Genomic DNA, 12,577 nt, shown 5'->3' with positions numbered 1-12,577 from the left:
CTTCCCCGGCGGCTCCGACCTGCTATTTATCAGCAAATTCCGGACTTTCGCGCCCGGGAAATTGAACGTAGAGAATCGGCCCGACTTAGAACTAATGTCCAGGTAATGGGGAGTGTCGTATCGCGGGACGGTTATTTCGACGTGGGGATCGAGATCCTGTCCGATCTGGGGTACGGCGGTCTGAAGCTCGCGGAGGTCTGTCAACGCCTCGGCGTGACGACCGGCTCGTTCTACCACTACTTCCCGAACTGGCCCGCCTACACCAGGGAACTACTCGCGCACTGGACGCAGGAGCGCACCGTGCGGGTGATCGAGGCGGTGCGCGCCGAACCCGACCCGCGCCGGCGCATCGACGCCCTGTTCGAGACCGGTTTGGATCTCCCGCACGGCGCGGAAGCCGCCATCCGGGTGTGGAGCGCGCTGGACCCGCACGTGCACGAAGTACAGGTGGCGGTCGACCAGCAGCGCTTTGACATCCTCTACGAATCGGCGTTCGAGATCCTGCAGCACAAGAGGCAGGCGCAGCTGTTCGCCGAATGCGCGGTGTATGTCTTCGCCGGTTATGAGCAGACGACGTTGCCGCGTGACCCCGACGGGTTGCGATGGATCTCCGGGCAATTGCGCGAGGCCCTCGATGACGGTCGGTTCGCGACGGTCCCCGACGGCGATTAGCGCGGGCAGCGGGGTTGTCGCTCACTGAAGTCGTCGCCCCGGTGTGTCGCCATGCTGAGAACCGACTGCGCCGGCGCGACCCCGAACTCGACGCGCTGCGCCGGGCGATCCGGGCGGCCATCGTGCTGCCGATCGCGGCCGCGGTGAGCTTTGCGGTCGGCGGTGGAACCCAGACGCCGATGATCACGATCTTCGGGTCGGTCGCGCTGCTGATCCTGGTCGACTTCCCCGGAAACCGGCCAGCTCGGGCACTGGCCTACCTGGGGCTCGCCGTCAACGGCGCCATCCTGATCACGCTCGGCACCCTGGTTGCGCCGCATCCGTGGGTGAGCGTCGCGGCGATGTTCGTGCTCGGGGTGGTGGTGACGTTCTCGGGGGTGCTCAGCGAGATCGTCGCCGCCGGCCAGCGTGCGACGCTCATGACGTTCGTGCTGCCCGCGTGCACCCCGGTCGGTCCCATTCCCGATCGGCTGCTCGGCTGGTTCATAGCTCTGGTGTTCTGTGTGCCCGCCGCACTGTTCCTCCTGCCGCCGCGTCATCACGACGAGTTGCGCAGCGGTGCCGCGCGCGTATGCGACCGGCTGGCCGACTGCCTGCAGGGCACCACCCCGGCCAGGAACGTGACCCGGGCGATGAACCAGCTCTGGGAGACGTTCCTCAGTGCCGACTACCGGCCCGTCGCGCTGACCGCGGGCAGCCGCGCCCTGGTCCGGGTGGTCGACGACCTCGGCTGGCTATCGGACCGGATCACCGACGGCACAGGGCGACTCCTCGACGATATGAAGCACCCGCTGATCCGGGTGCTGCGGGATTCGGCGGCCGTACTGCAGATCTCCGACGCCTCGACCCGGGCCGCCCGCACCGCCGACCTCGACGCCGCGCTCACCGATCTCCGCGAGATCGCCCAGGGCCGCTACCGCGAGGACATCCTCGAGATCCTCGCATCGTCGGACGACGCGGACGCGCTCGCCGTCGGCCGCAACCTTCTTGGGCGACGCACATTCTCAGCGACCGTCGGAGTGACCGGCCGCATCATTCGCAACGCCGCGGCTGCCGACGCCCGCCCGGTATGGGCCCGGGTGCTGGGGCGCGGCCTTCCCAAGACCGGCACCGCGGACTGGGTGATGCCCGAGACGACGGCCGTCGCCGCCATCACCAGAGGCTTCCTTGCCACCCGGGCGGTGGTGTTGCGCAACAGCATTCGCACGGGCCTCGGGTTGGCCCTGGCGGTCGCCGTCACTCACCTGTTTCCCCTCGAGCACGGATTCTGGGTCGTGCTCGGAGCGATGTCGGTGTTGCGCAGCAGCGCATTGACCACCGGCACCCGCATGCTCAGGGCGGTCGCCGGCACCGCCATCGGATTTCTGTTGGGCGTCGGGCTCATCGAACTCGTCGGCGTCGACCCGCTCGTCATGTGGATTCTCCTGCCGGTGGTGGCGTTCGGTTCCGCCTTCGTTCCGGAGGTCGCATCCTTCATCGCCGGCCAGGCCGCCTTCACGATGATGGTGTTGATCATCTTCAACCTGATCGCGCCGACGGGTTGGAGCGTCGGCTTGATCCGTGTGGAGGATGTCGTGGTCGGCGCGCTGGTCGGAGTGGTGGTTTCGGTCCTGTTGTGGCCGCGGGGGGCGGGTAACCGGCTGCGGCAGGCCATCGACGACGCGTTCGCCGTCGGTGCGACGTTTCTCAAGGCCGCGGTGCTGCGGGTGACCCGCGGGGCGTCGGAGGAGGCCGACGATCGGGTGATCGCGCTGAGCCAGCAGGCGCTGCGGGCGACGCGAACGGTGGACGATGCCGTGCGGCAATTCCTCTCGGAGAGTAGCGGTCCCACCGATATCCGCGGGCCGGCCGTGCGATCGGCGAACCGGGCCGTCAGGCTGCGTGCCGCCGCCGAGCTGATCGCCGACGTCGTTCCCCCGCCGCACGGGATCTATCCCGGCACCAGGGAGGTGCTCGAAATACACGCCGACGCGATCTGCGCGAAGGTCACCGGCGGCGCGGTCCATTCGCCACCGCCGCTCAGCGATGACTTCGTCACGGCCCTGCGCGCCGAGGCCACCGACGACGATCTCGCGGTTCCCGCGGCACTGCCCCTGGTGGCCGTCGCCGCCCATCTCGGAGCGTTGAACCTGCTGTACACCAAACCCGCCCCGGCGCGATCGGCTAAAGGCGTTGAGGCATAAGGGCGTTCGGGGGAAGCTGGCCGAATTTGCCGGCCTGGTAGTCCTCGAGCGCCTGGATCAGCTCGGACTTGCTGTTCATCACGAACGGGCCGTACTGGAAGACGGGCTCGCGAATCGGGAGGCCGCCGAGCACCAGCACTTCCAGGGCGGGGCGGTGGGCGTCCTGGTTCGCGTCGGCTTGCACCCTGACGCGGTCGCCGGGTCCGAGCACCGCGAGCTGTCCCTGCTGGATCGGATGTGCGACGGGGCCGACAGACCCGCGCCCGGACAACACGTAGACCAGTGCGTTGAAGTCGCGCCTCCACGGCAGATCGAGTTGGGCGCCGGGCTGAATCGTGCTATGCGCCAACGTGATCGGGGTGTGCGTGGCACCCGGGCCGATGTGACCGTCGATGTCACCGGCGATGATCCGCACCAGCGCACCACCGTCGTCGGACGACAACAGCTCGACCTGGCCGCCCTCGATCGCCTGGTATCTCGGCGCCGCGAACTTGTCCTTGCGGGGCAGGTTGACCCACAACTGAACACCGTGGAACAGGCCGCCACTGGCGACGAGTTCGGCCGGTGGCGTCTCGATGTGCAGAATGCCCGAGCCCGCGGTCATCCACTGCGTGGCGCCGTCGGTGATCAGCCCGCCGCCACCGTGGGAGTCTTGGTGCGCGAATCGGCCGTCGATCATGTACGTGACGGTTTCGAACCCGCGGTGCGGATGCCAGTCGGTGCCGCGCGGTTCTCCCGGTTCGTACTCCACCTCGCCCATCTGATCCATGTGAACGAACGGATCGAGCTCGGCGGCCGAGACTCCGGCGAAGGCACGGACCACGGGGAAACCCTCGCCTTCGAACCCGCGGGGTCCCGTGGTGATCGACCGAACCGGGCGGTGGGTGTCCGACGGTCCGGCCGCGGTGATGCGGGGGAGGGTGAGCGTATCGGCGGTAATCGCAGGCATATCCCGATTAACCGGACTGAGGTCCGATTCATTCCCCGAGCCGCCGCACCGACCTGCGGCTCCGCTCGGCTTGTCGTACGCTACCGCTAGCCTTTCGTACATGCGTTCGAATCGAATCTCCGATGTGCTCACCGCGCTGGAGTCGCTGTATCGAGAGCTTGCGACCTTCCGGCTCGACGGTCTGACACGTACCGAGCTGTACGCGCTGATCGAACAGCTCGACAGGCTCGACAACCAGGCGGCGGCACTCGAACAACGGCTGTTCGGCCGGTTGCTCCTCGACCGCGGCGCGACCCCGCGGGATGTGGCTCGGCGCTTGCGAATCTCACCGGGAGAGGCGCAGCGGCGGCTCGGTCAGGCCGCGTCGTAGCCATGAGCGGCGGGCTCGTCCAACGTGTGCGGGTCGTGACGGCCCTCGATGCGTTGCCCCTCGAGGCGGCCGCTACGGCGCCTTGGGCTTGAGCGTCCAGGCGGGGATCCAGTGCGTGACGGGTTTTCGGCGCGCGCCATAGGCGATCTCATAGGTGACCCACCCCCACCAATAGCCCTGCTCGCACAATCCCCAGCAGGTGAGCCGCCCTTCGACCACCGCATGCATCTGCAGACCGGCCGGGTTGTAACCGCCGACGGCGTGCGGCTCGCGGGGAAAGACCGCGGCCAGGTCGACGAGCACGGCGATCGGCGGATCGACCCGCCGGAAGGCTTGCTGAACGGGTTGCCCGTTGTACCCGATGCCTTTCAGCTCGCCCATTGTTCGATCATACGTTCGAAGACGGGGTGGCTGGAGCCGAACCGTCGTCCGGCCGCGCAGCTGCGCCCACACGGGTCACCGGCGGGCCGATTCGGGTCCCCGAACATCGGCGATCGGCCGTCCCGCGGCACGATTCCTGCCATCCGGCAATCAATTTCTGCCATCGGAATTAAATCCTCTGACCACGGGGTTTCCAAGATCAGCTGCAGCTACGAACCGCGACACATGCCACGGCTCGGATACGAAACAGACAAAAGAAGAAGGCTCCGAAATGAAGAAGTTTGGTATCGCTACCGTCGCCGCTAGCGCCTTTGCCGCCGCCCTGATCGGACTGGCCTCGCCCGTCGCGGCCGCACCGTCCGGACCCGGGAACGCGCAGCAGACCATCAGCGAGCTGGAATCGCAGGGCTACCACGTGATCGTGAACCGCATCGGTAACGCCCCGCTGGACAAGGCGTCGGTGGTGGCGGTGCGCCCCGGTCAGACCTACACCCAGACCGACAGCCTGGGCGTCGGCGGTGACCGCAACACCCGGGTGATCAACAAGACGATCTACATAGACGTCAAGTAACTACCCCGCAGGACAGGCCCCCGGATGCACCCCCTGGCATCCGGGGGCCGTCCATTTCAGCGAACAAGTGTTTCGGAACGTGCGGACCTGGCTAACACACTGTCGTGGCCTTCGACCTGACGCCCACCGAGGCGCAGCACGACCTGGCGCGGCGGACCCATGAGTTCGCCGAGCAGTGCGTCCGTCCCGTGGCTCTTGAGTACGACCAACGCCAGGAGTTCCCCTGGCCGGTTCTCGAGGAGGCCGCCGCCCGCGGCTTCTACAGTCCGCTGTTCTATCGCGACCTCATCGGCGACCCGACCGGGCTTTCCCTGCCGATGTTCATGGAGGAGCTGTTCTGGGGATGCGCGGGCATCGGCCTTGCCGTGGTCATGCCGGCGCTCGCGCTGTCGGCCATCGGCCAGGCCGCCTCACCCGAGCAGATGCTGCAGTGGGCGCCCGAATGCTTCGGCACCCCGGGCGATCTCAAGCTGGCGGCGCTGGCGATCTCCGAACCCGAGGGCGGCAGCGATGTGCGCAACCTGCGCACCACGGCCCGCCGCGACGGCGACGACTGGATCATCGACGGCCACAAGATGTGGATCGGCAACGGCGGCATCGCCAACGTGCACGTGGTCAACGCCGTCGTCGACCAGGAACTCGGACACAAGGGCCAGGCGCTGTTCATCGTCCCCGGCGGCACCCCGGGTCTGGAAATGGTCCGCAAGCTCGACAAGCTCGGCTGCCGCGCCTCCCACACCGCGGAGTTGAAGTTCAACAGCGTGCGCATCCCCGGCGAGAACCTGCTCGGCGGCCAGGAAAAACTCGACTACAAGCTGGCCAAGGCTCGCGAAGCCGTCGAAGGCGCCAAGCACTCGGGCTCGGCGACGCTCGGCACCTTCGAGCAGACCCGGCCGATGGTCGCCGCCCAGGCGCTCGGAATCGCCCGGGCCGCATTGGAATATGCGACGGAGTACGCCAACCGGCGAGAGGCGTTCGGCGCCCCCATCATCGACAACCAGGGCATCGCGTTCCCACTCGCCGAACTGGCGACCTCGCTCGACGGCGCTCGCCTGCTCACCTGGCGCGCGTCATGGATGGCCGCCGGCGGCGTTCCGTTCGAACGCGGCGAGGGCTCGATGTCCAAGCTGGCGGCCAGCGAGGTCGCGGTCCGTGCGACCGAACGCGCTATTCAGACGATGGGCGGCTGGGGCTACATCAAGGACCATCCGGTCGAGAAGTGGTATCGGGATGCCAAGCTGTACACCATCTTCGAGGGCACCAGCGAGATTCAGCGGGTCGTGATCGCAAATGCGCTCGGCGCCGCCGACGGGAAGCCGCCGCTGCACTTCGACCTGGAACCCACCGGCGGCCCGTTCAACAAGATGTTCGGCCGTGGCACACCCCTGCGTGGACGCGCCGCCGACGCCGCGCTCAACGCCAAGGACCGGGTACCCGCCCCGATAATGCGCATGGCGATGAAGGTCTTGCGCCCGCCTCGCAAATGAATCGCGGATAAAGCTGACAAGAGGTGCGCGATGGCCGTTCGGATGGCCGACCTGCTCCGCGGAAGCCTCGATGCACTGCGGTACGAGCCGACACCGAAGCGGATCCGGGTGGCCCTGGGCGGTGAACCGCTCGTCGACACCTGTGCCGCGGTGCTGGTGTGGGAGCCGCGCCGCATCCTGCCGACGTATGCGGTTCCCGTCGCCGACCTCGCCGGGCAATTGGTGCCCGCGGGCGCCGAATCCGGCGACGACGACGCGGATCGTCCCGGCGTCGACCGCGCGGTGCTCGATCCGACGGTTCCGTTCGGCGCCCATTCGTGTCCCGGCGCCGAGTTCGACATCATCGCCGGCGAGGAAACGGCACCCGCAGCGGCCTTCCAGCCCGAGGACCCCGACCTCGTCGACTACGCGGTGCTGGACTTCGGCGCCTTCGAATGGCACGAAGAAGACGAGCCGATCGTCAGCCATCCGCACGACCCGTATCACCGCATCGACATCCTGAAAAGCAGCCGCCACGTCCGCATCGAATCGGACGGTCGCCTACTCGCGGATTCTCAGCGTCCGCTGCTGCTGTTCGAGACGCATCTGCCGGTGCGGTACTACCTGCCGCGCGAAGACGTCGTCGCCGACCTCGTCGACAGCGACACCATCTCCTACTGCGCGTACAAGGGCCGGGCGTCATACTTCTCGGTGCCCGACGGGAGGCGCGACGTCGCGTGGACGTACCGCGATCCGCTGCCCGACGGCGAACGCGTCCGCGACCGCATCTGCTTTTTCGACGAGCGCGTCGACGTCACCGTCGACGGTGTGCGCCGGGAACGTCCCACAACTCAGTGGAGTTGAGCGCCGAGCGATTCACGGGAAGCGGGTATAGCAGGCGTCGGCGTCGGGCTTGGTCAGACCCGACCGGAAGGCCATGATGCGGGTGAAGCCGGCCATGACGGTGTTGCCGTTGACGTCGCTGGCCGCCAAGCCGTTGTTCAACAGCCCGGCGACCGCCTCGTCGAGGTCACCCGCGGTCAACACGATGGTGGCACCCGACGGCAGCTCGATCTCGGAGATCATCCCGTGCTGCGCCACTCCGGTCAGGCAGGCGGTCCTCAAGGCCGACGCAGCCGAGTCAAGGTTGGCCTGCCGCTGGTGTTGCAGGGCGAGCACATAGCGAGAGGTGAGCACCGAGATCGCGGTGTTGTCGCCCTGGACGAGCACGCCCTCCTCGGTATCTGCCTGAGTGCCCAATGCCTGCAATTTCGGCAGGTCCACCGAAATGGTGTTGGTGGCAGGGCAATACGACGCCGGTTCGGTCACCTTGGCGTCCACACACGACTGCGCCGGCTGCATCGACAACGTGGGCGGCTGCGCGGGCTTGAACTGCAGGTTGAGAGCCTCGACCACCGTCTTGATCAGACCCTCGTCGAGGGGAGCCTCCCCGGTCTGCAGCGCTCCGCTGTCGTCGACGTCGAGGATGATCGGCAGGCCGGCCCTGCTCTGCTCGATCGAGTCCAAATCGATTGCCGCGCAGGCCGACACACCATCGACGAATCCCGTCTGGAATGCGCTGACCCGATCCAACGCGGTGCCGTGTCCGCCTTCGACCATCTCGGCATCCTCGGGTGTCAGGATCGGGTCGCGGATGGTGATGACGCCTGCGAGCACCCTGTTCAGGCCGTCGCCCGTGTTCATCTCGAAGCGCGGCGACGATCCCTCGGCGACCCAGCGGGTGTAGCTGCCGGCGAAGCAGTCGGCCTGCTGTTCGCGAACGATGGTGGGGACCGTGCGGTCGACCAGGCCCGCCATGTTCTGCACTGCGTGGCCGTACTCGTGCGCGATCAGCGCCGCAACCGACATGTCGCCGAAGAACTTCTGGCCGATCGGCACCAAAACGCCGCGGTCCCAAGCGATCAGGTCGCTGCGGGGACAGAAGAACGCGTTGGGTGACTCGTAGAGGATCTGACCGCACAACACCGGGCCGAGCGGGTCCTCGGAGTCGTAGGAGGCGAGGTTCTCGACCGGTTCGAACGTCCCCTCCAGCGCCTCGCTGTAGTGCTTCTCCCAGTACTCGACCAGATCGTTGACCGCCAACAGCGCCATCCGGTCCACGGGTCCGCCATCGCTGTAGCGAACCTCACCGGTGGGCTCGCCTGCATCGGGCCGCAGGCCGCTCGGGCCGTCGGCGACGGTCAGCCCGCCCACGGTGTTCGGGTTGTACAGGCTCGACACCGCCTGCCCCTTCACCTCCGAGCAGCCGGAGAGCACCACGGCGCTGACTGCGGCCAATACCGCGGCCGGCAACCACCTACGGCGACCGCGCCGCGCTTCACCGGTAACCCTCATGCCCTCCCTTTCGGCCTGCAGCCTTGTTGATCTGATGCTAACGGCGCTGGAAGGGGGCTCCGGACACCAATTTGCGCGGCCGGCGCCTCGTCACCGCGCCTCGGGCCGCTCGAGCATGTCGACGAACCGCTGCAGGGTCGCCGCGGCCGGGTCGGGCACCGCGACTTCGGCCTCCGCATTGGTGACGTCCGAGGCCGATACGCCGGCGGCATTGGCGGTTTCCTGCACCGTCAGCTGGCGCTGGTGGCGAGCTACGTAGAGCCGCTGGCCCAGCGTCGCCGTCGGGGCGGCCGCCGCTCGCCGCATGAGATCGGCGTACGCCTGCCGGACCTCGCCCAGCGTGATCGCCAGCTCGGGCCTGCCGGTGGCGGTCCGCGCGGCGTTGGTCAGCGACGTCTCCAGGCGGCGCAGTTCAGCCAGCAGGGCGGCCGCTTCACCGGCGAAACGCGGGTCCTCACCCATGGGCAGCAGCGCGGCGCGCGCATAGATTCCGCGCAGCGCGATGTCGGCGGCGTCGATGGCGATCGCCACCTGGACGGTCGGCGTGATCGCCTCGGTGGACTCTTCCTCGGGAACCGGCTCCCCCGCCCTGATCCGCGCGAGTGTCCCCGGCGCCCAATGCAAGTACTCCTCGATCTTGGTGCGAGTGCGTTCGCGCGGCCAGTGCCTGCCGCGCTCGAACTTGACCAGCACGCTCTGGCTGATGACGTGGTCGTCGGTGAGTTTGCGTTGAGACAGCCCGAGTTCCTCACGCCGCGCCGCCACCGCGGCCCCCGCGCGCGCGATGTCGGGATCGGGTTGGTCACCGGGATCGTCGGCCGGGTCGTGCGCGGCGCTCTCGGTGACGTCCGCGTTCTCGCGTGCCTGCTCGTCGGGCGGCGGGCCTCCGAACGTCTCGGTCCCTCCGACTGCCGTGAGCGGCCGGGGGCGCACCCGTACCAGGATGCCTTCGGGGTTGCCCAGATACGCGGAGACCTCGCGGTCGAGGACGACGGAATCGACGCGCCGCCCTCCGACATAGGTGCCGTTCCTGCTACCGCAGTCGACGAGGTTCCACTGGTCGCCGGCGGGCTCGATGCGCACGTGCGTGCGGGAGATCCCCGGCTCGCTGACGCGGATCTGCGCGGGTAATTCACGCCCGATGGTGACCGCTCCATCGCCGGGGTGCGCGGTGTAGTCGCTGCCGGCGACCGTGATCACCAGAGAGGGCAACTCTCCGGTCGTCGCGCCGGGGAGCGTCGGCCTTCCCTCATCCATGAACCCTCCTCGCAAGCCCGCTGGGGTGGTCGGCGAAAGGACGCCAATGCGATTATTTGACGCCTCGACGCTATGGTTTCGCTGCGAATCCAGCAACGATGTTCGCCCATCGTATCCCGCTGTTCACGCTGCTGAACGCGCCATTCTGCGCAGTGCGCACCCTGCCCGGAGAATTTCTGCACTGGCGGTGCGATGGTTCATGCGATGATTTTTGGGTTGGCCCAGCCCGTGTGGACCGACCGACGTAGTGGGCGCAGAACACCGAATGGTGAGGGGCGGATATGAACGCGAACGACCCGAGTGATGGGCCGCGCGGTGAGGAGACGACGGACTGGCCGATCGGTCAGAACCCGCCGGCGGATGCGCTGCCGGAGGAGGAGGCCACCCGGCCCACGCCGGCGAGGCCGCGCGGCTTCCATGAGGAAACCACCTTGGACGCAGCGCAATTCCTCCGTTCGCAGCAGCAACGACCCCCGTCGTCCGCCCCCGCGCCGGGCGGTCCCCCGCCGGTTCCGCCGGCCCCGGCCGGTCTTACGCCTTGGGCGACGCCACCGCACCAGCCCGGACCGGGCGGGTTCGCCCCGCCCTACCAACAGCCGACACCCGGACCCGCCGGTTTTCAGCGCCCGCCGGCCATCAATCCGGTGGTGAAACCCACGCTGGCAGAGAGGATTTCGAAGCACCGCTGGTGGGTCGTCGGCGGTGCCGCAGCCCTCGTCGTCGTGCTGGTCATCGCGCTCGTCGCGGTCAGCGGCGGCAACGACAGCTCCTCCGACGACGGTCCTCCGACCAGCCCGGCGCAGGTGCCCGCTGGTCCCACCACCACCGTGCCTGCCACCCCGACCGCCGCGCCGTCGCAGCCGCCCGCTGCGCCGCCTCCACCGCCACCCGGGCCGGTCCTCGCCGTGGAAGCGCTGCCCGGACTGCTCCTGCCCCCTGAGCAGATCAGTGAGCGGATGAACGCCCCCGGCATGGCAGCCGGGCCCGTAGTACACCAACTGCTGCCCGGCTCCGCCACGCCTGAACGTTGCACCGGGGCATGGGGTCCCGCATACGAGGTCACCTACCGCGGATCGGGTTTCACCGGCGTGGCCGTGCAGGGCATCAACGCAGACCCGACGCACAAGGTGGTGCAGGCCGTCGTCTCGTTCCGCGATACGACCGCGGCCAAGGAGTTCTACGTCGCACAGGGTGTCGCGTGGAATGTCTGTAAATCCGAGCACATCAGGTACGAGTACGGCGGCGTCACCGAGGCCGATATCGGCGCCCCGGCCTTCACCGGCGACATCCTGTCGGTGATGATCATTCCCACGACCTCCAAGACCGCCGGTCAGCAGTGCGAACGCGATATGACCGTGCGGGGCAACGTCGTCGTCGATGTACGTGCGTGCTCGCCAACCGTCGGCAGCGCGGGACTCTCGATCGCACGAGCGATCGCGGACAAGATCGCCCCGGCGCCATAGCCGCCCCGGCACTGAAGGGAACGCAGCAGTGAGATACCTCCACGCCGGTGTGGCCGTGTGTGCGGTCGTGATTCTGGCCGGGTGCTCGGCTACCGTCGACGGTGACGCCGGCCGGGCCGAAAGCCCCGTGCCGACAACACAATCGGCGCCGGCAACCCCCTCGACGACTGCCGCCGCGCCGACACCGACGTTGGTGCCGACGGCAGCGGGGGCCGACTTGCTGCTCAAGCGCAGCGAACTCGGTGCCATCATCGGCGACACCGATCTCGTTGAAACGCAGGCGTACACCCAGGCGCAGCGGTCGAACGTGGACATCGAGCCGTGGGCGTGCCGATCGCGCGCGTTGGCCGGCGAGACCGGGGTCTGGGCGAAGAAGCCGACCGTGGTGGGCAACGCCAATCGCGGTACACAGGGACAGGCGGTCACACAGGTGGTGGCCGTCTTCGAAAACCGCGCCGACATCACGGGTCAGGGTGAGGCGATGTGGATCATCGAACACGAATGGCGCAACTGCCCCGACGGCGACATCTTCTTCATCGAACTCGGCCCCGACAACGTCCAGCGTTGGGTGCCCTATCCGGTCACCACCGGGCCCGACCGCATCGGCACGACCTTCCAGCGCGACGGGCTGCCACGCAACTGTCACCACGTGGTCGCACACCGGGCCAACGTGCTGGTCGATGTCGTCGTCTGCACCGACGGTGACAGCACGGCCCCGGCCAACACGCTCGCCGATCGCATACTGGCCAAAGTGCCGTAGGGTTCGCTGACGCGATCGAGCACGTCGTATCGCACGTGTGCCGCTAATGTACGGCTTATGAGGTTCTTCCCGCATCGACCCTCAGCGGGCACATCCAGCGTCACCTCCAGAGCGCTCTGGACGCATCGGTCGCCACGCGCCGTAGGCGCG

General features: G+C 68.0%; 12 protein-coding genes. 8 read left to right on the top strand and 4 right to left on the bottom strand.

Translation table 11 applies throughout. From position 1 onward, the window contains the following. Window positions 1-105 precede the first annotated feature (105 nt). Together AU197_RS03140 and AU197_RS03135 are read left to right on the top strand one after the other, a co-directional pair. Window positions 106-672, top strand: coding sequence for a TetR/AcrR family transcriptional regulator (locus AU197_RS03140; protein ID WP_064401052.1), 567 nt, complete (start codon window positions 106-108; stop codon window positions 670-672). Window positions 673-686: 14 nt separating this feature from the next. Continuing rightward, on the top strand, window positions 687-2,855 hold the full coding sequence (locus tag AU197_RS03135) for an FUSC family protein (RefSeq protein WP_064401051.1): 2,169 nt from the start codon (window positions 687-689) through the stop codon (window positions 2,853-2,855). Here AU197_RS03135 and AU197_RS03130 read toward each other — a convergent pair. Beyond that, window positions 2,836-3,804 carry a pirin family protein gene (locus tag AU197_RS03130; protein WP_064401049.1) on the bottom strand — a complete coding sequence of 323 codons (969 nt, stop codon included), beginning with the start codon at window positions 3,802-3,804 and terminating at the stop codon, window positions 2,836-2,838. The genes AU197_RS03135 and AU197_RS03130 overlap by 20 nt on opposite strands. A 100-nt stretch (window positions 3,805-3,904) precedes the next feature. On the opposite strand from AU197_RS03130, the gene AU197_RS03125 reads away from it, so the two are divergent. Further along, window positions 3,905-4,174 carry a hypothetical protein gene (locus tag AU197_RS03125; protein WP_064401048.1) on the top strand — a complete coding sequence of 90 codons (270 nt, stop codon included), beginning with the start codon at window positions 3,905-3,907 and terminating at the stop codon, window positions 4,172-4,174. A gap of 72 nt (window positions 4,175-4,246) precedes the next feature. On the opposite strand, the gene AU197_RS03120 is transcribed toward AU197_RS03125, so the two are convergent. Continuing rightward, window positions 4,247-4,555, bottom strand: coding sequence for a hypothetical protein (locus AU197_RS03120; protein ID WP_064401045.1), 309 nt, complete (start codon window positions 4,553-4,555; stop codon window positions 4,247-4,249). Between the two features lie 271 nt (window positions 4,556-4,826). On the opposite strand from AU197_RS03120, the gene AU197_RS03115 reads away from it, so the two are divergent. The 3 genes from AU197_RS03115 to AU197_RS03105 all read left to right on the top strand — a co-directional run bounded on the left by AU197_RS03115 (window position 4,827) and on the right by AU197_RS03105 (window position 7,456). Then, complete coding sequence (locus tag AU197_RS03115; RefSeq protein WP_064401044.1) at window positions 4,827-5,126, top strand: hypothetical protein; 300 nt, start codon at window positions 4,827-4,829, stop codon at window positions 5,124-5,126. A gap of 104 nt (window positions 5,127-5,230) precedes the next feature. Then, on the top strand, window positions 5,231-6,613 hold the full coding sequence (locus AU197_RS03110; RefSeq protein ID WP_064401042.1) for an acyl-CoA dehydrogenase family protein: 1,383 nt from the start codon (window positions 5,231-5,233) through the stop codon (window positions 6,611-6,613). 30 nt (window positions 6,614-6,643) lie between these two features. After that, window positions 6,644-7,456: a DUF427 domain-containing protein gene (locus AU197_RS03105; protein WP_064401041.1), complete on the top strand. Its 813-nt coding sequence runs from the start codon at window positions 6,644-6,646 to the stop codon at window positions 7,454-7,456. Between the two features lie 12 nt (window positions 7,457-7,468). On the opposite strand, the gene AU197_RS03100 is transcribed toward AU197_RS03105, so the two are convergent. Together AU197_RS03100 and AU197_RS03095 are read right to left on the bottom strand one after the other, a co-directional pair. Beyond that, entirely contained in the window at window positions 7,469-8,947 is a 1,479-nt protein-coding gene (locus AU197_RS03100; RefSeq protein ID WP_064401040.1) for a neutral zinc metallopeptidase, read from the bottom strand. A 90-nt stretch (window positions 8,948-9,037) separates the two neighbouring features. Continuing rightward, a complete protein-coding gene (locus AU197_RS03095; RefSeq protein WP_064401038.1) occupies window positions 9,038-10,204 on the bottom strand; it encodes an FHA domain-containing protein in 1,167 nt (388 codons plus the stop codon). A gap of 281 nt (window positions 10,205-10,485) precedes the next feature. On the opposite strand from AU197_RS03095, the gene AU197_RS03090 reads away from it, so the two are divergent. Further along, complete coding sequence (locus tag AU197_RS03090) at window positions 10,486-11,667, top strand: sensor domain-containing protein (RefSeq protein WP_064401037.1); 1,182 nt, start codon at window positions 10,486-10,488, stop codon at window positions 11,665-11,667. A gap of 28 nt (window positions 11,668-11,695) precedes the next feature. Beyond that, window positions 11,696-12,427, top strand: a complete 732-nt coding sequence (locus AU197_RS03085) for a sensor domain-containing protein (RefSeq protein WP_197415447.1) — start codon at window positions 11,696-11,698, stop codon at window positions 12,425-12,427. Window positions 12,428-12,577: the final 150 nt, after the last annotated feature.

It is taken from the genome of Mycobacterium sp. IS-1590 (assembly GCF_001500025.1).
Taxonomy (GTDB): domain Bacteria; phylum Actinomycetota; class Actinomycetes; order Mycobacteriales; family Mycobacteriaceae; genus Mycobacterium.
Note: the sequence above shows the minus strand (reverse complement) of the source record. Positions and strands in the feature narration are given on the sequence as shown.